Source organism: Clostridium uliginosum (assembly GCF_900112485.1).
GTDB classification, from domain to species: domain Bacteria; phylum Bacillota; class Clostridia; order Clostridiales; family Clostridiaceae; genus Clostridium; species Clostridium uliginosum.
Genome location: NZ_FOMG01000001.1, coordinates 97,871 through 119,774 on the forward strand (window position 1 = coordinate 97,871; position 21,904 = coordinate 119,774).

The 21,904-nt window shown below is 27.5% G+C and carries 19 protein-coding genes and 1 riboswitch; of the genes, 17 read left to right on the plus strand and 2 right to left on the minus strand.

The features are described 5' to 3' along the window. The first annotated feature begins 361 nt into the window (after positions 1 to 361). The 4 genes from BM027_RS00455 (at position 362) to thiM (ending at position 4,396) form a co-directional block, all read left to right on the plus strand. Positions 362 to 988 carry a DUF47 domain-containing protein gene (locus BM027_RS00455; protein ID WP_090087548.1) on the plus strand — a complete coding sequence of 209 codons (627 nt, stop codon included), beginning with the start codon at positions 362 to 364 and terminating at the stop codon, positions 986 to 988. Beyond that, positions 981 to 1,979 (plus strand): inorganic phosphate transporter, encoded by a 999-nt coding sequence (locus BM027_RS00460; protein WP_090087551.1) that lies wholly within the window; start codon positions 981 to 983, stop codon positions 1,977 to 1,979. Before BM027_RS00455 ends, BM027_RS00460 begins: the two co-directional genes overlap by 8 nt. Before the next feature lie 244 nt (positions 1,980 to 2,223). After that, complete coding sequence (locus BM027_RS00465) at positions 2,224 to 3,222, plus strand: inorganic phosphate transporter (RefSeq protein WP_090087554.1); 999 nt, start codon at positions 2,224 to 2,226, stop codon at positions 3,220 to 3,222. A gap of 60 nt (positions 3,223 to 3,282) precedes the next feature. Continuing rightward, positions 3,283 to 3,394: riboswitch (TPP riboswitch) on the plus strand. A gap of 177 nt (positions 3,395 to 3,571) precedes the next feature. Beyond that, positions 3,572 to 4,396 carry a hydroxyethylthiazole kinase gene (gene thiM, locus BM027_RS00470; protein WP_090087558.1) on the plus strand — a complete coding sequence of 275 codons (825 nt, stop codon included), beginning with the start codon at positions 3,572 to 3,574 and terminating at the stop codon, positions 4,394 to 4,396. A gap of 175 nt (positions 4,397 to 4,571) precedes the next feature. On the opposite strand, the gene BM027_RS00475 is transcribed toward thiM, so the two are convergent. After that, positions 4,572 to 5,684, minus strand: a complete 1,113-nt coding sequence (locus tag BM027_RS00475; protein WP_090087561.1) for a DEAD/DEAH box helicase — start codon at positions 5,682 to 5,684, stop codon at positions 4,572 to 4,574. A 476-nt stretch (positions 5,685 to 6,160) separates the two neighbouring features. Here BM027_RS00475 and BM027_RS00485 point away from each other — a divergent pair, with 476 nt between their 5' ends. Continuing rightward, positions 6,161 to 6,376 carry a hypothetical protein gene (locus BM027_RS00485; RefSeq protein WP_090087564.1) on the plus strand — a complete coding sequence of 72 codons (216 nt, stop codon included), beginning with the start codon at positions 6,161 to 6,163 and terminating at the stop codon, positions 6,374 to 6,376. Positions 6,377 to 6,623: 247 nt separating this feature from the next. After that, positions 6,624 to 8,399, plus strand: a complete 1,776-nt coding sequence (locus tag BM027_RS00490; protein WP_090087567.1) for a M3 family oligoendopeptidase — start codon at positions 6,624 to 6,626, stop codon at positions 8,397 to 8,399. Between the two features lie 329 nt (positions 8,400 to 8,728). Here the strand turns inward: BM027_RS00490 and BM027_RS00495 are convergent, their stop codons facing one another. Beyond that, positions 8,729 to 9,124 (minus strand): bacteriohemerythrin, encoded by a 396-nt coding sequence (locus BM027_RS00495; protein ID WP_090087571.1) that lies wholly within the window; start codon positions 9,122 to 9,124, stop codon positions 8,729 to 8,731. Positions 9,125 to 9,586: 462 nt separating this feature from the next. Between BM027_RS00495 and BM027_RS00500 the strand changes: the two genes are divergently transcribed. The 11 genes from BM027_RS00500 (at position 9,587) to BM027_RS00550 (ending at position 21,824) form a co-directional block, all read left to right on the plus strand. Beyond that, positions 9,587 to 10,213 carry a GntR family transcriptional regulator gene (locus BM027_RS00500; RefSeq protein ID WP_090087576.1) on the plus strand — a complete coding sequence of 209 codons (627 nt, stop codon included), beginning with the start codon at positions 9,587 to 9,589 and terminating at the stop codon, positions 10,211 to 10,213. Positions 10,214 to 10,442: 229 nt separating this feature from the next. Further along, entirely contained in the window at positions 10,443 to 11,570 is a 1,128-nt protein-coding gene (locus BM027_RS00505) for an ABC transporter ATP-binding protein (protein WP_090087579.1), read from the plus strand. A 4-nt stretch (positions 11,571 to 11,574) separates the two neighbouring features. Then, positions 11,575 to 13,152: an ABC transporter permease/substrate-binding protein gene (locus BM027_RS00510; RefSeq protein WP_090087582.1), complete on the plus strand. Its 1,578-nt coding sequence runs from the start codon at positions 11,575 to 11,577 to the stop codon at positions 13,150 to 13,152. 420 nt (positions 13,153 to 13,572) lie between these two features. Beyond that, positions 13,573 to 14,223: an HAD family hydrolase gene (locus BM027_RS00515; RefSeq protein WP_090087586.1), complete on the plus strand. Its 651-nt coding sequence runs from the start codon at positions 13,573 to 13,575 to the stop codon at positions 14,221 to 14,223. Between the two features lie 51 nt (positions 14,224 to 14,274). Further along, on the plus strand, positions 14,275 to 15,054 hold the full coding sequence (locus BM027_RS00520) for a PHP-associated domain-containing protein (protein WP_090087590.1): 780 nt from the start codon (positions 14,275 to 14,277) through the stop codon (positions 15,052 to 15,054). A 281-nt stretch (positions 15,055 to 15,335) separates the two neighbouring features. Then, the gene (locus BM027_RS00525) at positions 15,336 to 15,506 is read left to right on the plus strand and encodes an aspartyl-phosphate phosphatase Spo0E family protein (protein WP_090087594.1); all 171 of its coding nucleotides are present in this window, start codon (positions 15,336 to 15,338) and stop codon (positions 15,504 to 15,506) included. Positions 15,507 to 15,809: 303 nt separating this feature from the next. After that, positions 15,810 to 16,847, plus strand: coding sequence for an alpha/beta hydrolase (locus tag BM027_RS00530; protein ID WP_090087596.1), 1,038 nt, complete (start codon positions 15,810 to 15,812; stop codon positions 16,845 to 16,847). Between the two features lie 431 nt (positions 16,848 to 17,278). Next, positions 17,279 to 17,881, plus strand: a complete 603-nt coding sequence (locus BM027_RS00535) for an NUDIX hydrolase (protein ID WP_090087599.1) — start codon at positions 17,279 to 17,281, stop codon at positions 17,879 to 17,881. Between the two features lie 93 nt (positions 17,882 to 17,974). Further along, positions 17,975 to 18,700 carry an ABC transporter ATP-binding protein gene (locus tag BM027_RS00540; protein ID WP_090087603.1) on the plus strand — a complete coding sequence of 242 codons (726 nt, stop codon included), beginning with the start codon at positions 17,975 to 17,977 and terminating at the stop codon, positions 18,698 to 18,700. Beyond that, positions 18,693 to 20,327 carry a putative ABC transporter permease subunit gene (locus BM027_RS00545; RefSeq protein ID WP_090087607.1) on the plus strand — a complete coding sequence of 545 codons (1,635 nt, stop codon included), beginning with the start codon at positions 18,693 to 18,695 and terminating at the stop codon, positions 20,325 to 20,327. Before BM027_RS00540 ends, BM027_RS00545 begins: the two co-directional genes overlap by 8 nt. A 291-nt stretch (positions 20,328 to 20,618) precedes the next feature. Further along, positions 20,619 to 21,824 carry an Mbeg1-like protein gene (locus BM027_RS00550; protein WP_090087611.1) on the plus strand — a complete coding sequence of 402 codons (1,206 nt, stop codon included), beginning with the start codon at positions 20,619 to 20,621 and terminating at the stop codon, positions 21,822 to 21,824. Positions 21,825 to 21,904: the final 80 nt, after the last annotated feature.

Below are 21,904 nucleotides of genomic sequence, written 5' to 3' on the forward strand. Positions count from 1 at the left end.
AGATATAAGATTTCTTCTTGGTGCTGCTACATCAATGATGAGCTAATACAAAATTATAAAAGGGGACTTAATTATAGTTACCTTTTATATGCATATAAATAGAAATATGTTTTGAAATATAGTTATAATTTTAAAAAAAAGTCGTAATTTATAAACAAATAATAAAAGAATTTACTAAAACATATAATTAAATTCAATAAAAGTTTCCATAATTTTTAAAAATAAATCGGCAATATTAAAATTAGGTTAATTTTTTTAAAAATAGTTTAAAATTGAGTACAAATAGAATATACTTAAACTGAATTTATAAAGTATTAAATAATACTATAGGTGTTTATATTTTACAGGGAGATGTGATAGTATGTTCAAATTTAATCCAAAAGAAGATAAATTTCATAAAATGTTTTTAGAAGCGGCAAGAAATGTAAACGAAGGGGCAGTGGCTTTAAGAGTGAGTTTGGATTCTTTATCCAATAAAGAATTTGAGGTTAACAAGATTGAGGAGCTAGAACATAAAGGAGATAGATTAGTAAATGATGTTGTTAAAGAATTAAATGAAGCATTTATAACTCCAATAGATAGGGAAGATATATATGCACTAATTAAGAAAATGGATGATATATTAGATTTGATTAATTCAACAATGCATAGATTTGTAATGTATGATATTATGGAAAGTACTGATGAATCTAAACTTTTAGCTGATATGATAGTAGAGTGCACTAAACATATTTTAGAATTAATGAATGGACTTATTTCAGTAGGTAACAAAGCAAAACGCATAAAAGAAACAATTATAAGTATACATAAAATAGAAAGTGAAGCAGATTGTTTATTTAGAAAAACAGTAGCAGAATTATTTAAGAATGAAACAAACGCCATAGAAGTTATAAAATGGAAGGAAATATATCAAATTTTAGAAAATACTATTGATAAGTGTGAAAAGGTTGCAAATACTGTTGAGGGAGTTGTCATTAAGAATGCATAGTACAATGGCCATAACAATACTAATAGTAATATTAGTATTAGTATTTGACTTTATCAATGGATTTCATGACACAGCTACAGCTGTTGCTACTTCTATTACTACAAGAGCACTTACACCAAAAACTGCAATAATAATATGCTCAATATTTAATTTTATCGGTGCATTTACTGGAACCGCAGTTGCTAAAACAGTAGGTGAGAATATTGTTAGTAATGCATCTATAGAACAATGGGTTATATTGGGGGTTTTGATTTCAGCTATAATATGGAATTTAATCACATGGTATTTTGGTATTCCAAGTAGTTCATCTCATGCATTAATAGGAGCATTAGTAGGCGGAGGAATAGCTTATAATGGTTCATTTAACGTGGTTAATTGGTATAATCTTTTTCATAGTGTAGTAATATGGTTATTTATTTCGCCAGTTATAGGATTTACAGTAGGTTATATAATAATGATATTATTGAACTGGATTTTAAAGCCTTTTAAAATTCATGTAGTAAATAAAATATTTTTAAAACTTCAAGTTGTTGCAGGTGCACTTATGGCTTTAAATCATGGGGGAAATGATGCTCAAAAATCTATGGGAATCATAACAATGGCGTTAGTAAGTGGTAAATTTATTCAAGCATTTGAGGTTCCTACATGGGTTATAGTATGTTGTGCTTCAGCTATGGCACTTGGAACTTCAGTAGGTGGAAAAAAGATTATTAAAACTATGGGAAGTGGAATGGCAAAACTGACACCAGTAAATGGGTTTGCAGCTCAAACAGGTGCAGCAGCAGTAATATTTATTGCAACGTTATTCCATGCTCCAGTTAGTACAACTCATATAATTTCAACAACTGTAATGGGTGTAGGAGCATCTAAAAGATTTAAATCAGTAAAATGGGGCGTAGCTAAAAATATAGTTTGGGCTTGGGTTTTAACTATACCAATAACAGCAAGTCTTTCAGCATTAATTATAACTATGATTAAGCTATTTGTATAATTAAAAAAATTTATACATTTCAATAGTTATATAGCATGCACAGTACATATTTCTCTAAACCTAATAAGGCATATTCAAAAAAATAAACATATAGATAAGCTAGTTAAAGGCAAGCAATATAAAAATTATATTAGCTTTATTAAAAGTAGTCTAACATTTAGGTAAAATAGAATATAATTTAACGGGGCTATAATATTTAATAATAAGTCGGGTATTTATATTTTATAAGGAGATGTAGTTAAGAATGCATAGTACTATGACAATAACAATATTAATAGTATTTTTAGTAATAATATTTGATTTTATCAATGGATTTCATGATACAGCTACAGCAGTTGCTACTTCTATTACTACAAGAGCACTTACTCCAGCAACGGCTATATTAGTATGTGCAGTATTTAATTTTATGGGTGCATTTACTGGAACAGCTGTTGCTAAAACAGTAGGTGAGAATATTGTAAGTAATGCATCCATAGAGCAATGGGTTATATTGGGAGTTTTAATTTCGGCTATAATATGGAATTTAATTACATGGTATTTTGGTATTCCAAGCAGTTCATCTCATGCATTAATAGGATCATTAGTAGGCGGAGGAATAGCTTATAATGGTTCATTTAACGTGGTTAATTGGTATAATCTTTTTCATAGTGTAGTAATATGGTTATTTATCTCACCAGTTATAGGATTTGTAGTAGGATATATAATAATGATATTATTGAACTGGATTTTAAAGCCATTTAAAATCCATGTAGTAAATAAAATATTTTTAAAACTTCAGATTATTGCAGGAGCATTTATGGCTTTTAACCATGGGGGAAATGATGCTCAAAAATCTATGGGAATAATAACAATGGCATTATTAAGTGGCAAAGTTATTCAAACATTTGAGGTTCCCACATGGGTTATAGTAGTTTGTGCTTCGGCTATGGCACTTGGAACTTCTATAGGTGGGAAGAAAATTATTAAAACTATGGGAAGTGGAATGGCAAAATTAACACCAGTAAATGGATTTGCAGCTCAAACAGGTGGATCATTAGTAATATTATTGGCAACATTATTCCATGCTCCGGTTAGCACAACTCATATAATTACAACAACCGTAATGGGCGTTGGAGCGTCTAAAACATTTAAATGTGTAAAATGGGGCGTAGCTAAAAATATAGTTTGGGCTTGGGTTTTAACTATACCAATAACAGCGTCTATTTCTGCATTAATAATATTTATAGGTAAGTTATTTATATAATTTTTTATTTTGGAAATTAGTAGTTGTTTTACATATTTATATATAGTATAATATAAAAAAATTAAATACTATGGGAGCTTGTTTATTCAGGCTGAGAGGAAGCAAAATGTAGTTTCGACCATTAAACCTGATTTGGATAATGCCAACGTAGGGAATATACATTAACTTGTTTTTAGTGGGATATACCTTTATTGGTATATCCCATATTTTATTTTTAGTCAATAAATTGATAAGTCATATTCAAATAATAGCAAGTTAGTACGTTTAGTCTATTTTATGTCATACTACGCAGGTACGCTTGTCCAATAAATAAAATATTATTAATAATTAGAATGTGGAGGATAAAAATATGTTTGAAAAAATTTTAGAAAATGTGCACAGTAGAACACCCCTTGTACATTGCATTACAAATTATGTTACCGTTAATGATTGTGCAAATATAGTTTTAGCAAGTGGAGGTTCTCCAATTATGGCAGATGATATTAATGAGGTTGATGATATTACATCCCTGTGTAATTCACTTGTTATAAATATGGGAACACTAAATGAATTCACAGTGTCATCAATGATAGCTGCAGGAAAAAAAGCAAATCAAATATCTAATCCTGTAATACTCGATCCTGTTGGGGTAGGTGCATCAAAATTTAGGAATGAAACAATGCTTAATCTTTTATGTGATATAAGATTTTCAGTTATAAGAGGAAATATCTCTGAGATAAAAACAGTTTATAAAGGCAATGGTATAACCAATGGAGTTGATGCTGACAAAAGAGATTATGTAAATGAAAGTAATATTGGAGAGATAATTGAGTTAGCTAAAGAACTTAGTAAAAAGACAGGTGCAATAATTGTTATAACAGGAGCTATTGATATTGTAGCAGATTCTAAAAAAGCTTATATCATAAAAAATGGTCATCCGCTTATGGCAAAGGTAACTGGAACAGGATGTATGCTTACAGCTGTAATTGGTAGCTTTTGTGGAGCAAATGAAGAAAATATGTTGGAAGCAACAGCAGCGGCTGTATGTACAATGGGACTTTGTGGTGAACTTGCGTTTGAAAAGTTGAGTAAAACTGATGGTGGTACAGCTACATATAGAATGTATTTAATAGATTATATGAGTAAAATGACAAATGAAATGTTAAATGAGGGTATGAAAATAAAAATGTCATAAAGAGCAATATTTTTGTATATTGTAAATGAGGAATATAAAATAACAAGTCAAAGATGTGAAGGATATTTTTCATTGTACTGACTTGTTATTTATATATACATGCCTAATGTTAAAAAGGGGATTATCTTAAAATACAAATAACTTTTGATTTAAGATAATCTCCTAAATTTAAGGTTTAAAGAGTTAATTCTCTTCTTGGTATTTTGAATTTGATTTTTCTTTCTATTTCGTCTAAAGTTTTTTGATTTTTGGGATCTATGAACATACAAGTATAGCCTTCTTCTCCAGCTCTTCCTGTTCTACCTATACGGTGAATGTAGTCTTCAGCAGTTTCTGGGATATCATAGTTATATATATGGGTAACTCCACTCACATCCAATCCTCTTGAGGCTACATCCGTAGCTATAAGATATTGGATATCTGCTTTTCTGAACGATTTCATTATTCTTTCACGTTTTGCTTGTGGTATATCGCTATGTAGCTTTTCACATTTAATACCACGTTTACTAAGTCCCATTTCAAGTTCATCAGCTCTTCTTTTAGTTCTACAGAATATAATAGCCATAAATGGATTATCTTCAGCTAAAACAGAACATAAAGAATCTTGTTTTCTTCTGTCTGTAGTTTCTACAACAAATTGTTTAATGTTATCAAGTGTAATTACTTCTTCTTTTGTTACACTAATAACTGTAGGATCAGTCATGTATCTATAAGCTAATTTTTTAACTTGTGAATTCATAGTTGCAGAGAAACAAAGTGTTTGATGATTCTTAGGAGCTTTATTAATAATCGTTTCAACTTCATTTTTAAAGCCCATAAATAACATTTGATCAGCTTCATCTAAAACTAAAGTCTTTAATTTACTAAGATCAACAGTTCCTCTTTTTATGTGATCTAAAAGTCTACCAGGAGTTGCAATAACTAAATGAATATTTTTTTGTAGTTTTTTAATTTGTGATCCAACATCTTTTCCACCATAAGCTGCTAAAATATTTATATCTTTCGCACTCTTAAGTTTTGTAGCTTCTTCAGTTATTTGAATTGCAAGTTCTCTTGTTGGAGAGATAATTAATGCTTGAATTGAATTTGTAGTTGTTGATATGTTTTCAATAATAGGAAGCAAAAAGGCAAGGGTTTTTCCCGTACCAGTTTGTGCTTCAGCTATAACATCTTTCCCATCTTTAATTATTGCAATACTTTCTTCTTGAATTGGAGTTGGCTTGGTAATACCAGATTTTTGTAATAGATTTATTATGTCGTCATTAATGCCTAATTGTTTAAAATTCATTATTTCATACCTTTCATTTTAGAGTGTCATGTTACAATCCATGTGGTGTAATACCTGTCATTGATTCTATTCTAACAAGATATTGACCGTCTGGAGAGTTTATCATAACGTCATCACCTAATTTGTGTTTATAAATAGCCTTACCTAGTGGATATTCGATACTTGTAAATCAATATAATATTATCAACATTTGAAAAAACAGTATATTTAGATTTTAACATAAATAGTATTATGATAGAAGTCGAAGATTGTCAAGGAAGCTAATTATATCAGAAAATATATAGTAAATTTGTGTCTATAAACATTGATATGAAACTTGGAAAAAGGATAGTATATTTTTAAAATATGAATTTTAATGTCAATTAATAATGTAGCAAAAGATAATTTATTATACATTATTATACAAAATTGTATAATAAGAAGGATATTGCCAAATATTATAGAAATATATAATATACAGGAGGGAGGGAGGATTTATGAGAATAACTATTAAATTTTCTCCAGAAGATGTGTGCGATATGAGTTTTTGCGATCAAAATAATTGTGGAGATGATATAAGAGTAGATACTTCGGCGATTCGTAATTTAGAGGACTGGTTAAGTAATGATAAAACTTCGGTGATTATAAATTGTACACATGGTGGTAAAAGGGCATTAGTTAAAAATAATATACTTTATGCAACTATAAATTAATAAATTTTAATTTATACAATATTATATAGACAAGCCACTGTATATTAAGGGGATGCCTCAAATATAAAGCCATATTTGTATTTTGAGACGTCCCTATTAATTTATTTATAGTGGATTAAAAAATAAAAATAGTGCAACTTGTAATAAGTTTGACAATATAAGTTAATGACTTATAATAAATGTATAAAAAGAGAATTATTAAACATGTTAAAAGAGTTTTAAGTATGTGATTAGGGGTGAATTAAGTATGGAATTAAATTGGAGTTTGAACGAAATGTATCCATCATTTAATAGTGATGAATTTAAGAAAGATATTGAGAATATTGGTGAAGTGATAAGAGATATCAATGATTGGGCAAAAGATATAGTTAAAAATAATGATAATGTTGTAATAAAGCTTGAAGAATACATAGAAAAATTTACAACATTCATAGATTTATCCAGCAAACTTGGTATGTTCATAAATCTTAATTTAAGTGTAAATACAAAGGACAAAGATGCACTGAAATATTCAGATATTCTAGATAATAAGTTAACAGATTTGGTAGAAGCATCTACTAAGATTCAAAGATGGATTAGTAATATAGATGATATAGATGCAGTTATAAATAAGTCAAAATTACTTGAAGAACATGAATTTATATTAAAGAATATAATTGAAGCAAGTAAGTATTTACTTAGTAATAAAGAAGAGAGCATAATAGCTAGTATGCAAAATACAGGTTCTAATGCTTGGCTTAAGCTGAAGGATAATTTAATATCTACATTAAAAGTTGATATTGAACAAGATGGCAAAATTAATGAATTGCCTCTTACTGTAGTTCTTAATATGTCTCACGATAAAAATCCAAAAGTAAGAAAGAAAGCTTATGAGGCAGAAATAGCATCTTATAAAAAAGTAGAAGATGGAGTAGCAGCAGCACTTAATGGAATAAAGGGTGAAGTTTTAACAATTTGTGAATTTAGGGGTTATAACTCTCCTTTAGAAAAGACACTTGTAGAATCAAGAATGGATGGAGAGTCGTTAGATGCAATGCTCTCAGCTATGAAGGAAAGCCTTCCAGTCTTTAGAAAATATCTAAAACGAAAGGGAGAAATGTTAGGTCATAATAATGGTCTTCCATTTTATGATTTGTATGCACCAGTTTGTGATGCAGACATGAAATTTACTTATGAAGAAGGCACTAAGTTCGTGGAAAAGAATTTTAGAACTTTCAGTAATAATTTAGGTGATTTCGCAAGAAAAGCTATTGATAATAACTGGATAGATGTTAAGCCAAAAGAAGGAAAGGTTGGTGGAGCCTTCTGTGAAAATATTCATTTCTTAGGAGAAAGTAGATTTTTACTAAACTATGGAGATAGCTTTAGTGATGTTGTAACACTTGCTCATGAATTAGGTCATGGTTTCCACGGAGAATGTTTAAATAATGAGACTACATTAAATTCTGATTATCCAATGCCAATAGCTGAAACTGCATCTACATTCTGTGAGACAATAATTAAAAAGGCTGCAGTTAAGGAAGCTACAAAGGACGATGCTTTAGCTATTCTTGAAGCTGAAATTAGTGATTGTACTCAAGTAATTGTTGATATATATTCTAGATTTTTATTTGAAAAGTCACTTTTTGAAGCAAGAAAAGAAAGTGCTTTAGGCGTTGAAGAAATAAAAGAACTTATGCTAAAGTCTCAAAGAGAAGCTTATGGAGATGGTTTAGATCCAAATTACTTACATCCATATATGTGGACTTGGAAGCCACACTATTATTATGCAGATAGTAATTTTTATAATTTTCCTTATGCGTTTGGATTATTATTTGCCAAAGGATTATATGCACAGTATCTTAAAAAGGCAGATACTTTCCCAAAAGATTATGAAAAACTTCTTTCAATTACAGGGAAAAATAAGATGTCAGATATAACAAAAGTTATGGGAATAGACATTCATGATAAGAACTTTTGGAAAAGCTCTTTAAAAACTGTTGAAGACGATATAGAAATGTTCATTGATCTTAGTAAAAGATAATAAATTGTAATCCATTTTTCAAACTATAAAAAACATGCAGAAAAATAGGTAAGGTATTTTAAAAAAATATACCTTACCTAACAAATACTATTCTTAAGGCACATTCAAAAAAATAACAGACTAGTATGCTTGTCTATTTTGCGTCATACTGCGTTAGTAAATTCAGCAAATAGCTCGCTATTAATTGAACTTGCTTCCTTGTCTGACACGAAATATACGACGCATCTTTGGCCTATTATTTTCTTTCATGTGCTTAATAGAAAGTTTAAATAATCTAAGTAATTAACTTATACAGCTTATTTTGTTATAGATAATTGAAAAAAGCATATTTATCTTTTCTCTCCTATAAGTTTATCATTTTTAAATATATGTTCAGTTAACCAATCATTTAAAAATTGTAGGATGCTTATTATATAATCATCTTGATTTTCATCAATACTTTTTAAATCTACATCATTAAGTTTTTTGATAAATGCTTCATGTTCTATTTTTTGAGTAAACATTTTTTTATAATTTATACTTTCCATATAAGCCTCTTCTGCTTTAAAATGAAAAGCAGTATAGTCTTGTAATTCTTCTATTAAAGCTACTACTTTATCATATTTATCAAGTGTATACTCATTTTTTAATAGCATATAAGTTCTATCAGCTATGTCAAAAAGCATTTTGTGTTGCTCATCAATAAATTCTATTCCTGTTTTGTATTCTTCTTTCATTTCATACATCATTAAACCCTTCTTTCTAAAATTTTAATGGATTTTTTTAATTATTATATACTACAATTATACACTGACACTTAATATTTTTCCATGACTAAAATTTTTATTTTTATGTTGTATTGAAATTTAATTTAAGCAAAATTTTCAATACACATAAAAAATCAGCATCTGCAAACATTAAAATGAGATGATTGATAACCACTATATGAAATAATTATAGTAATTACAAAGAGGAGGATAAATTACTTTTTATTATGACGTTAATGCAACATACCTCTATATAAAAAACTAAACACAAAAAACAACTAATAATAATTAAAGGAAGTTAAAAAGGCATAAATAAATTTAATCTTTAATTCTAAAACTTGAAAAGTATTGGACTTAAATATATAATTAATACAAATAAAATATATGAAATAAAATAAGAAAATATTTTAGCAATGTGATTGTAGGAGAATGAGAATAAATATGGATAAAAAACTAAAAATAGTACGTCCAGTATATCAACAAATAGCTGCTGATATTGCTTCTAAAATAGCAACTGGACAGTATAAAATTGGTGAAAAAATATATGCACGATCACTTCTAGCAAGTCAGTATGGTGTTTCATCAGAAACTGCTAGGCGTGCCATTTGCATATTGTCGGATGTGAATATTGTAGATACCACTAAAGGAAGTGGAGTAATCATAAAATCTTGTGAAAATGCAATTAAGTTCTTAAAACAATATGATGATATTAAAACTATAAATGATTTGAAAAAAGACATATTATGTAGTGTAGAACGCCAGACAAATGAAAATAATTATTTAAAAGAGAAGTTAATTGAATTAATTGATAAAACAGAACGTTTTAAATCAATAAATCCTTTTATGCCATTTGAAATATGTATACGCAAAGAAACACCATATATGGGAAAAACAATAGCAGATATTAATTTTTGGCATAATACTTCTGCAACTATTATAGCAATAAAAAGAGATGATTCTCTTATAATGTCACCAGGGCCTTATGCACTTTTATGTGAAAATGATATTTTTTATTTTATTGGTGACAAAAATTGTTATGAACGAGTAAACACTTATTTGTATCCTTAGGCACATTTAAAAAAATAATAGATCAGTATGCTTCTCTATTTTGCGCCATACAAGAAGGCGAATATACGATGCATCTTTGGTCTGTTATTTTCTTTTATGTGACTTAATTAATCATATAAAGAGGGTGTGATAAAACTAAACTGTGTTTTATCACACCCTCTTTATTATTGACAAAAGTAACAACTTTATTATATTATTAAGTTGTTACTTACTGAAAGGAGAGATTTTATTGATAGAATTTAAAAATGTACGTAAGTTTTTTAATAATAAAACTGTGTTGAAAGATATTTCTTTTAAAATTAATAGAGGTGAATTGGTTGCTATAATCGGTGCAAGTGGATGTGGTAAGACTACAACATTAAAAATGATAAACCGCATTATAAAACCCTCTTCAGGTCATATTTTAATTAATGGTAAGGATATTAGTTCTAAAGATATTATTAAATTAAGACGTAATATGGGTTACGTCATTCAGCAAACAGGATTGTTTCCACATATGACTGTTAAAGAAAATATTGAAATAATTCTTCGTGTAGAAAAGCATAATGAGGAATTTATTAAAGATAGAACCTATGAAGTTATGGAGATGGTAGGACTAGATGCAGAAGAGTATTTAGATCGTTATCCAGTTGAATTAAGTGGAGGACAACAACAAAGAATTGGTGTAGCAAGAGCATTTGCTACAAGTCCTGAAATAATTTTAATGGATGAACCCTTTAGTGCACTTGATCCAATAACACGTATGCAACTTCAAGATGAATTAATTGATTTACAAGCACAACTAAAAAAGACTATTGTTTTTGTAACACATGACATGGATGAAGCAATAAAAATTGCAGATAAAATTTGTATAATGAATGATGGAGAAATTGTTCAATATGATACTCCAGAAAACATCCTAAAAAATCCATGTAATGACTTTGTAAGTGAATTTATTGGAAAGAATCGAATATGGGATTCACCTGAATTTATAAAGGCAAAAGATATTATGATTGAAAATCCAATTATTTGTTATCCTAATATTTCATTGTTAAAGTGTATTAAAAAAATGAATGCTTCAAAAGTTGATAGTTTAATGGTTGTTAATAAGTACAATCACCTTTTGGGAATTGTTAGTGCAAAGCATATCCAAAATAAAACAGATAAAAATGTATCTGTACAAACTGTTATGAACGTTAACTATATAAAAGCAGATCCAGAGGATAGTATAATTGGTGTCCTTGAGCTTGTTAAGAAAAATAAGATATCTAAAGTTCCTGTTCTTAATAAAGAAGGCCTGCTTAAAGGATTAATTACAAAGAGTAGTTTGGTTACAACGCTTAGTCAACAATTTTTAGATACTGAGGAGGTGGATTAATTAGATGGAATTTTTAGATTATTTAATGCAAATAAAGGGACAAGTTTTATCATTATTAATCGAACATATAAAATTAACTGCTTTAGCTGTTATAATTGCAATTACAATTGGGGTTCCAGTGGGTATATTAATAAGCTATATTAAAAAACTTAACAAACCAGTTTTAGGATTAGCTAATATAATTCAGGCAATTCCCAGCATGGCATTACTAGGTTTTGCAATTCCTTTTTTAGGAATAGGACAAACTCCTGCTGTTGTGATGGTAGTGCTATATTCATTATTACCGATTATAAAAAATACCTATATTGGGATTGAAAGTATTAATCATCAAACTTTAGAAGCTGCAAGAGGAATTGGACTAACAAAATTTCAAATTCTTGCAAAGGTTCAAATACCACTTGCATTACCAGTTATTATGGCTGGGGTTAGAATATCTTCTGTAACAGCAGTGGGATTAATGACAATGGCTGCATTTATTGGTGGTGGTGGTTTAGGCTATTTAGTATTCTCAGGAATAAGAACAGTTAATAATTATCAAATTTTAGCTGGAGCTATACCTGCATGCTTTTTAGCACTGTTAGTTGATTTTGGAATTGGAATAGTAGAAAAATTAGTTACTCCAGTTAGTTTGCAAAAGTCTTATAGACAAAAAGGTTCATTAAAACATAAGAAATGCAAAAGCAAAAAAGTTATTCTTGCAAGTACTGCTTGTATATTAGCAGTACTTTTAACTATAATTGGAATATCTAATATAAATACAAATACAAATGATAGGACTATATCAATTGCTAGTAAGGACTATACAGAACAAGAGATTTTATGTCAATTGCTTTCTGAATTAATAGAAGCAAAGACTGATATTTCTGTAAAACGTAATCCATCACTTGGTAGTACACAAGTTTGTTTTTCTGCATTAAAAACTGGTGAAATTGATATGTATGTAGACTATAGTGGAACTTGCTACGGAGATATATTAAAAAATCCACCTATCACAAATGTTGAGAAAGTATATAATACTGTTAAAACCGAGTTTAAACAACAATTTAATATCGAAGTACTTAAACAGATGGGATTTAATAATACTTATGCTTTAGCTGTAAAAAAAGAAACAGCAGATAAATATGATTTGAAATCAATTAGTGACATTAAAGCAGTTGCTGACAAGCTTGTTACAACCACAACATTAGAATTTCTTAACAGAGAAGATGGTATTATTGGATTAACAAAAATGTATGATTTTAATTTTAAAAAAGTTATTGGTATTGATGGGAGTCCACGTTATACTGCTTTAATTAATAATGAAAGTGATGTTATAGATGCATTTTCAACAGATGGACTATTAAAGAAGTTTGACCTAACAATTTTAGAAGATGACAAGGAGTTTTTCCCACCATATTATGCAATTCCACTTATTCGTTCGGAAACATTAGAAAAGTATCCTGAAATAGTTCCTATTGTTGAACAATTAGGAGAAGTACTTAGTAATAATATTATGAGTGAACTTAATTATCAAGTAGATGAATTAAAAAAAGATCCAAAGCAAGTTGCAATAGAGTTTTTAAAAAATAATAATCTTATTTAGTTTTAATACATAAAAACTAAAAATAAATTTGAATGTATTAAATATAATTCAATAAGAAAAAATTGAGGATATTTATAAAAATTAATTTTTATATTGTCAGCTAAAAGCTATACCATATAAGTCTATATAAGGTATAGCTTTTTTGCAATAACAACATATTATAAAAAATCAGACAAATAATCATTTATTATATATTCTAAAAATTACTGTTAATTTGAATTTATTTAGTATGGCTGGTATTTCTTTAGAGATTGACCATATAAATAATGAATTATATTAATTAGAACAATATAGATAAGATATTTAAATTTTAAATTAGACTGTATTTAATTGGCACATAATGTGCAGATAGTGTAAAGTTATATTATAATAGTAATATAAAAAATATGGTTAATGAGGGAAAAAGAGGGGGATTATTTTATGAAAGCAGTAATATTTGACATGGATGGAGTTATTATTGATAGTGAACCAATGCATTTTGATATTGATCTAAAAACTATGCAGCATTTTGGATGCAATATTATAAGGAGTAACTTAGAAAAATATGCAGGTATGACTAATCCAGATATTTGTAAGCAATTAAAAAAAGAATATAATATAAAAGAGTCAATAGATGAGATTATTGCATATCAAATGGATAAAAAAATTAAGTTTATAAATGAAGAAAATATAGAACCAATAGATGGAATAAGAGAATTATTATTAGAACTTAATAATAATAGAATTCCTATTGCAATTGGATCTTCATCACCTAGAGGGTTTGTAGAAACTGTTTTGTTGAAATTTGGAATAATAGACTATTTTAATGTTATAGTAACTGGAGATGAAGTTGAACAAGGAAAACCAGCACCAGATATTTATATTGAAGTGGCCAAGAAATTAAAATTAGATGTAAAAGAGTGTATAGTAGTTGAAGATTCTAGAAATGGTGTTATAGCAGCTAAAAATGCAGGTATGAGCTGTATAGGTTTTAATAATATAAATTCAGGAAATCAAGATTTATCAAAAGCAGACATTACTGTTAATTCAATAAGAGAAATTAATATCACAAATTTAAGTATAAGTTATTAATATAATAGTAAGAAGTATTTAAGTAATATTTAACGCCAAGAGAGGTGAAATATGAATATAGATTTTCACGTGCACAGTATATTAAGTAAAAAGCTTGAATTTGACTCTGAATTATTTTTACAAGGAATAGAATATGCAAAGGAAAGTGGACTAAATGCATTTGTTTTATGTGAACATTTTAATGCAGTAGATTTAATGTCTATTTATTCGTACTTAAGAAATAATTATAAATATCAAGGAGATAGATATTTAGTAAATGGATTTTCAGTATTTGTCGGCATGGAAGTTGATATAAAAAATGGTGGACATATAATTGTATGTGGAAATAGAGATTCTATATTAAAAATTAGAGAGAGACTTGAATTTCATATAAAAAGATCTAATTTTATTGCTTTTGAAGAATTATTAGATATTGGAGAGAAGTATGAGTGCTTAATGATTGGAAGTCATCCTTATAGACCAAAACATAAATTATATTTACAACCATTAAATTTATTAGCAAGACTAGATGCATTAGATTTAAATACAAAAGATATATATAAAAGAGGATTAGAAATTGTTGAAGAAGAGGTATCTAATTTATCTAAAATCCTTAATATTCCGTATGTAACAGGTAGTGATACCCACTACCCAATACAGCTTGGAACTGTAAGAACATGTTTTGAAGCTGAGTGTGACACTATAAAAGATCTTAAAGAGTGTATAAGAAATAAAAATTTTAAAATAGAAGTATCAAAAGCACTTAAATTAAAAGTCTATTCAGCTAAAATCACTAAAAATAATATAAAAAAATTAAAGAAAAATATGAAAGAAGATTTTAAAAAAGAATAAGATGCTTTTTGAGTATAAGTTATCTATACACTATTAGTGTTTAGTAATGGGGATAGCAAAGTCACTCACAAAAACTTAATTACGGTTTTTTATAAATCAATGTAGTTTGAATTGTAAAGTGATTACTCATATAATGCCTCATAAATTTTCAAAATATCTTTTAACAAAAAGACACTTATAGAAATATAGGTGTCTTTTTTATATAACAAATTATATGAAATTACAATTAAAGATAATAACTCCTTTACTAGCTATAATTAAATAGCAAAAGGAGGGATATTATGGAAAAAATTGAAGCGGTAAATAAAAAGATTTGCGAAATGAGACAATTATTACAGGATTTAATTAATGAAAAATCAAACTTATTAGATCCGGAAGTCATTATTGTAAGTCAAGAACTTGATAAAGCTTTGAATGAGTATAATAATTTACTCAAAAAAGTAAACAAGTAGAACAAATGGGAGAGGTTGAAAAACCTCTCCTTATACTTTGAAAATAGAATTAGGAGCAGGTCACAGTTGTAATTTTAAATGTTTGGAAATTAAATTGGAATCAAAATTATATTCGTTGGTAATATTGTACAGATATAAACCTCAGTAATACATAAATTAGATGGTTCTATTATTTTAATAAATATAAAATCAAAGAGAAATAAGTAATATATGACTGTGTATTAAATTATTTATATAGGAGAAATTATTTATAAGTGTACTACTTAATAATTTTATATTGAAACATTATTGGAGGTAAATAATATGAAAAGGAACATTAAGATGATAGGAGTTGTTCTATTTATAGTTATTATAACTGCTTTTTTTATTATAAAAAACTTAACTGAAACAAGTGATGGTAAGATTAATACATATATTGCAGTAAACTTGCAATTGGAGAAAATGTTTAATCCTAAATCAATTCAGGGTAAATCAATTGAAGAAGTTAGAGAACATTTAAATAAGCAATCTACTAAATGGTCAAAAAAACCTATACCATTTTCGAATATTAAAAATATTACAATAGAAGTAAGCTCTGAAAAAATACCAGTACGAATATATACACCAGAAGATAGTGAGAAGTTACCTATAATTATTTATTCACATGGTGGCAGCTGGATTGGAGGAAGCCTTGATACTCATGACAATGTTTGTAGGAAACTTTCGCAGAATACAAAAGCAATTGTAATATCTGTGGATTATTGCCTTGCTCCAGAAAATCCTTTCCCTGCTGGACTTAATAATGTATATAATATACTCAAATGGACTTATGAAAATGCAGAAAGTATAAATGGAGATAAAAAACATATAGCTATTTCAGGAGACAGTTCTGGAGGAAATCTTTCTGCTGCTGTTGCCTTAATGGCACGAGATAAAAATGATCTTCACATAGATTGTCAAGTATTAATATATCCATCCACAAATATATCTGAACTAAATAGTAAATCTTGGTCTTACTTTTCTAACGATTTTAATATTTCAACGGAAGACATGGAAAAATACATTTCATTATATGTACCAAGAAAAGAAGATAGAAAAAATCCCTATGCATCTCCACTTTTAGCTAAAGATTTTAAAGAATTACCTGATACACTTGTGATAACAGCAGAAATTGATCCTCTTCGAAGTGAAGATGAAGCTTATGCTGAGAAATTAAAGGAAGCTGGTATTCAAGTAGATGTTATAAGATATGATGGTGTTACTCATGGATTTATTACAATGGATAAAATAACAGGAAAGGCAGATAAAGCGTTAAATCAAATTTCTTCATATCTCCAAAAGGAATTTAAAAAGTATAAATAATAATAAACATAAAAAAATCTAATTTTAATTGCCTAGTAGTATTTTATTTAAACCTATTATTTAAATAGTTAAGGTGCATGGAATACTATTTATACAAATGATATAATGGTTTTAGAGGATTAATGTTTGGGCAATAAATAGGATTATAAAAACAACTTTGAATTTTAAAATAGTTATGGAAAATATTTTGATACATTAAAATAGTAATTATTTTAGAGGTAAGTTGGACTTTGGAGTTTAATTTACCTTGAATTTTGTTATTATAAAAAAATATTATTATAATAAATTTAATAATATTTTATTGAAATATATTAATTATAAATATCCTATTTAAAACAATAATTCCAAAATACTTTGTAATTAATAAATAGACTAAATATATAAATTCTAATAATATTTAGCTAAATTTAAGTAAAGAGAGACAATAAGATATGAATATAGAGAAAATTAAAGATAAGATTGAAAAAATAACTCCATATATTAATGGGTGGGAAAGAATGAAAAGAGCTTCTGTAATTATACCATTAGTAGAAATTGAGGATGAAGTATATGTATTATTTGAAGTAAGAGCAAAGAAACTAATAAGTCAGCCGGGAGACATATGTTTTCCAGGTGGAAAGATAGATGGAGATGAAATTCCAAAGGAAACTGCATTAAGAGAAGCATTTGAAGAATTAGGATTGAAAAACATTGATATTATAAAAGAATTAGATATTGTTATTAGGCATGATAGCACGATAATACATCCTTTTTTAGGAATTGTAAATGACATTGAAACAATAAAGATAAATGAAAGTGAAGTAGATCATGTATTTTATGTTCCTCTTCAGTATTTATTAACTTATGAACCAGTAGAGTCAATTGGAAAATTAGTAGTTAAAAGAGCAGAAGATTTTCCATATAATTTAATTGTTAATGGAGAAAGTTACAAGTTTAGAGAAGGTAAATATAGATCCTTATTTTATAAATATAAAGATTATGTTATTTGGGGAATTACAGCGGAAATGCTAAAAAGCTTACTAGATAAATTGTAATCATTTACTATGATTTATTAATAAATTTAAGATTCATTTAAGCTTTTATACAATTAAAATGTAGTATACTAGTTTTTAAGGAGGAATAAATTTATGATAAATATAGACAATATAACAAAAAGTTACAATGGTAATTATAAAGCAGTAGATGATTTGAACTTAGAAATAAAAGATGGAGAGATATTTGGGTTATTAGGACCTAATGGTGCAGGTAAAACAACAACTATTAAAATGATAACTGGTATAATAGCGCCAACTATGGGGAACATAGAAATTAATGGCATTAATATTAATAAAGAACCAGTTAAGGCTAAAGAACAATTTGGTTATGTTCCAGATAGTCCAGATATGTTTTTAAGATTAAAGGGAATAGAATATTTAAATTTTATGGCAGATGTTTATGGAGTTTCAATAGAAGACAGGTTAACCAGAATAAATGAAATGTCACAAAGATTTGAAATGAGTTCTGTTATAGGTGATAAGATACAAACATACTCACATGGTATGAGACAAAAGATTGTTTTGATGGGAGTTATAATTCATAGACCAAAGGTATGGATTTTAGATGAACCAATGACTGGATTAGATCCCAAATCATCATTTATATTAAAAGAAATGATGAGAGAACATGCAGATGCAGGTAATACTGTACTTTTCTCTACTCATGTATTGGAAGTTGCAGAAAAGGTATGTGATAAGGTAGCTATAATTAATAAAGGGCAATTAATATTTAATGGAACCTTAGATAATATGAGAAATGAATTTAAAGCAAATGAATCTTTAGAAGAAATGTTCTTGGAGATGACTGGCAATGAATAGACTTAAGTTAATAACAAAGTATTTTATAAAAGATGCCCTAAATGAGATGTTTGCAAGTAGTAAAATTGCACCTGGTTTTATAGTAGCATTAATGATTTTTTTAATTGGTATTTTTTCTCTTCCTTTTACTTTTATGGTAGGTGAAGGATATGAAGCATTTTACTCTGTAGGTCAAGAAGGGTTACTATTAGCTATTGTATTATCAGTGGGATCATCAGTTACTTTTTTATTTGGTATATATACAGTAATGAATGTTTTTTATTTTTCTAATGATATAGAAGAAATACTACCACTTCCCTTTAAAAGTAGTGAAATAATATTTGGTAAATTTACAGCGGTATTACTTAATATGTACATATATACTGGAATGCTCGTGTTACCACTTATAGTCTATGGTATTACATCAAAAGCAAGTTTGATATATTACTTGTATGCAATAATTGTGCTTATAATAACGCCTATACTTCCAATGGTATTAGCTTCGCTTATATGTATTGCACTTATGAGATTTACGAGTTTGTCTAAACATAAAGATGCATTTAGAATGTTTACTGGATGTTTATCACTAATACTAATTGTTGCATTTAACTCTTTTACTCGAGGTTCAGGCAGAAACATGACTTCAGAACAAGTTCTTCACAAGTTTGCAGAAGGCAACAATAATATGATGGATATGATGACTAGTGTGTTTATAACAAATAAATTTTCATCATATGGACTTTTATATAATAATGAATTTAAAGGTTTATTATACATATTAATATCTGTGCTTTTAAGTATAATACTTTTTATTATATATTATAACGTTGGAGGAAAATTATATCTAAAAGGTATAATAGGAATTTCAGAGTCTTATAGTAAGAGGGAAAATATCTTAGAGAATGGAAAAGCTAACAAATTAATAAAGACAAGCTCACCAATAAAAGCGTTAATTAAGAGGGATATTAAGGTTGTACTTAGAACACCTCAATTCTTCATTAATTGTGTAGCAATGATATTTTATATGCCAGCAATAATGGGAATGGCTATGCTATCAGGGGGACAACTATCAGAGTTTAGAAGTTTGTTGAAGAATGGTACAGATTGGTATGCAATTGCTATAGTTATTGCTTTTATAGGTGGAACCATATGTATAATTACAGGAGGAGCAGGTGTAACCTGCCTTTCAAGAGAAGGTAAAGATTTTCTAGTATCAAAGTATATTCCTGTTGATTATAAAACCCAATTACATTCAAAAATTTTATCGTCATTATGTATAAATGAATTTGGATCAGCAATAATTGCTTTAGTATTAATATTAGTAGGAGCAAACCCACTATTATTTATATTAGGAACAATATCATCAGTTGGAGCAATAGAGTTAATAACTTTGTTTGGAATATATATAGATTTCAAATCTCCAAAACTAGATTGGGAAAATGAAAAAGCGATGTTTAAAAATAACTATATGCCCTTACTTATTATGCTTATTATATTTTTATTAGGTGTTATACTTGTACTTGCAGCTGTAATATTGAAAAATTATATAATAGTATTTAGTATTTCTATGGCTATAGTGCTTGTTGGAACTTATATTTTATATAGAAGTCTAATTAAGTTAGCTTATAAAGTATATAATGAAAAATAATAATTACAATTAACAATTAAAAAGTGCACCACAAAGTCTGAGTCGTAGATTTTGTGGTGCATTCTTATTCTTATAAACATAAAAAACTTAATTTATATATGTCTTATTAAATATATTTTATTACTGTATGATAAACTAACTGTAGCATCTTAATTAGAACTTATATATTAGAATTGTTAAATTAACAAATCTAGATAATAGTTTATATAGAGTTATCTTAAAAAGAATTAAAATATTAAATAGAACATATATATATAAATTAGTACAGTATTTTAATTATGGAGGAGAATAATGTCTGACTTAAATAATAGTGAGTTGTTATTATTATCAAATTTTATATATCTTAAATGGGATAAATTTAAAAATAAAAATGTTGGCAAAATTGTGCATGATATGTTATATAGAGGAAAACTAAATGCAGCTATTGTGACGAATGGTGAATGTGTTGAAACTGTAAAAAGAGATGAATGGATAAATGTATTAAGGCAAATTAAAGATAATTCTAATTTAACAAGTTTAAAAATAGAGAATATCAAAAGTGATAATAGTGGAATAAGAACAGCTTGTTTTGTTGATAATCATAGTAATAACGCAACTGTAGTTTTTAGAGGAACTAAAACTAAAGAAGAGTGGGGTGACAATGGACAAGGTGCTTATAAAATTGATACGCCTGATCAAATAATTGCTCTAGACTATGTAAATAGTCTTACTTATCACAATATTACTGTAACAGGGCATTCTAAAGGTGGAAATAAAGCTAAATATGTAGCACTTTTATGTGATAAAGTTAATAAATGTGTTTCTTTTGATGGACAAGGCTTTTCTAATGAGTTTACTGATAAATATGAGAAATTTATAACTAAAAATAATAAAAAAATTATATCTATTAGTGCAAAATATGATTATGTTAATTGCTTGCTTAATTCACTTGATGAAGAAAAAATATATATAGACACAAAATTTCAAAGTAATCCTCTATATTATCATAAGGCTAGTATAATGCTTGATGGTAATGGTAATTTAAGACCACAAACGAAACAATGTATTTTTTCGAATATAATATATAACTTTTCAACATCTTTAATATCTGATACTCCAGAACCATATAAAAGTTTTACTATAAATGGAATGATTGAAATTATAGAACTGTTTTTATGTGGAATAAAATTAGAACAGATTATTTTAAAAATCGTTGGAGATACTGTACTAACATTAGGATATACAAAACACTATAAACTAAAAAAAGAATTTACACTAGCTTATTATCTGTTAAGTAGTCTAATCACACCATTCATGTTCTGGAATGATTTTGTAAAAGCAGAAGAAAGTAAATCAAAAGAATTATTGGACCAAATAATATTAAAAATAAATAATTTAGAAGAGGGTATAGTAGAAAAGGTTAAGAAGATAGGGGATGAAGGGGAACAGGTTGCCTATTGTATTAGCAATGCTAATAGTAATTTTATTAAAGCATTAGAAAGTGATGTTATAATGTAGTTAAGTAATCAATGTTCAAAAAAGTATAAACTTATATTTATTAAATGAATAAAGCGCTAATCGTTGATGGATTAACGCTT

What these genes read in the sequence shown, in the direction of transcription:
- BM027_RS00455 (WP_090087548.1), top strand. Translation starts at nt 362, where the DNA reads ATGTTCAAATTTAATCCAAAAGAAGATAAATTTCATAAAATGTTTTTA.
- BM027_RS00460 (WP_090087551.1), top strand. Translation starts at nt 981, where the DNA reads ATGCATAGTACAATGGCCATAACAATACTAATAGTAATATTAGTATTA.
- BM027_RS00465 (WP_090087554.1), top strand. Translation starts at nt 2,224, where the DNA reads ATGCATAGTACTATGACAATAACAATATTAATAGTATTTTTAGTAATA.
- thiM (WP_090087558.1), top strand. Translation starts at nt 3,572, where the DNA reads ATGTTTGAAAAAATTTTAGAAAATGTGCACAGTAGAACACCCCTTGTA.
- BM027_RS00475 (WP_090087561.1), bottom strand. Translation starts at nt 5,684, where the DNA reads ATGAATTTTAAACAATTAGGCATTAATGACGACATAATAAATCTATTA.
- BM027_RS00485 (WP_090087564.1), top strand. Translation starts at nt 6,161, where the DNA reads ATGAGAATAACTATTAAATTTTCTCCAGAAGATGTGTGCGATATGAGT.
- BM027_RS00490 (WP_090087567.1), top strand. Translation starts at nt 6,624, where the DNA reads ATGGAATTAAATTGGAGTTTGAACGAAATGTATCCATCATTTAATAGT.
- BM027_RS00495 (WP_090087571.1), bottom strand. Translation starts at nt 9,124, where the DNA reads ATGTATGAAATGAAAGAAGAATACAAAACAGGAATAGAATTTATTGAT.
- BM027_RS00500 (WP_090087576.1), top strand. Translation starts at nt 9,587, where the DNA reads ATGGATAAAAAACTAAAAATAGTACGTCCAGTATATCAACAAATAGCT.
- BM027_RS00510 (WP_090087582.1), top strand. Translation starts at nt 11,575, where the DNA reads ATGGAATTTTTAGATTATTTAATGCAAATAAAGGGACAAGTTTTATCA.
- BM027_RS00515 (WP_090087586.1), top strand. Translation starts at nt 13,573, where the DNA reads ATGAAAGCAGTAATATTTGACATGGATGGAGTTATTATTGATAGTGAA.
- BM027_RS00520 (WP_090087590.1), top strand. Translation starts at nt 14,275, where the DNA reads ATGAATATAGATTTTCACGTGCACAGTATATTAAGTAAAAAGCTTGAA.
- BM027_RS00525 (WP_090087594.1), top strand. Translation starts at nt 15,336, where the DNA reads ATGGAAAAAATTGAAGCGGTAAATAAAAAGATTTGCGAAATGAGACAA.
- BM027_RS00530 (WP_090087596.1), top strand. Translation starts at nt 15,810, where the DNA reads ATGAAAAGGAACATTAAGATGATAGGAGTTGTTCTATTTATAGTTATT.
- BM027_RS00535 (WP_090087599.1), top strand. Translation starts at nt 17,279, where the DNA reads ATGAATATAGAGAAAATTAAAGATAAGATTGAAAAAATAACTCCATAT.
- BM027_RS00540 (WP_090087603.1), top strand. Translation starts at nt 17,975, where the DNA reads ATGATAAATATAGACAATATAACAAAAAGTTACAATGGTAATTATAAA.
- BM027_RS00545 (WP_090087607.1), top strand. Translation starts at nt 18,693, where the DNA reads ATGAATAGACTTAAGTTAATAACAAAGTATTTTATAAAAGATGCCCTA.
- BM027_RS00550 (WP_090087611.1), top strand. Translation starts at nt 20,619, where the DNA reads ATGTCTGACTTAAATAATAGTGAGTTGTTATTATTATCAAATTTTATA.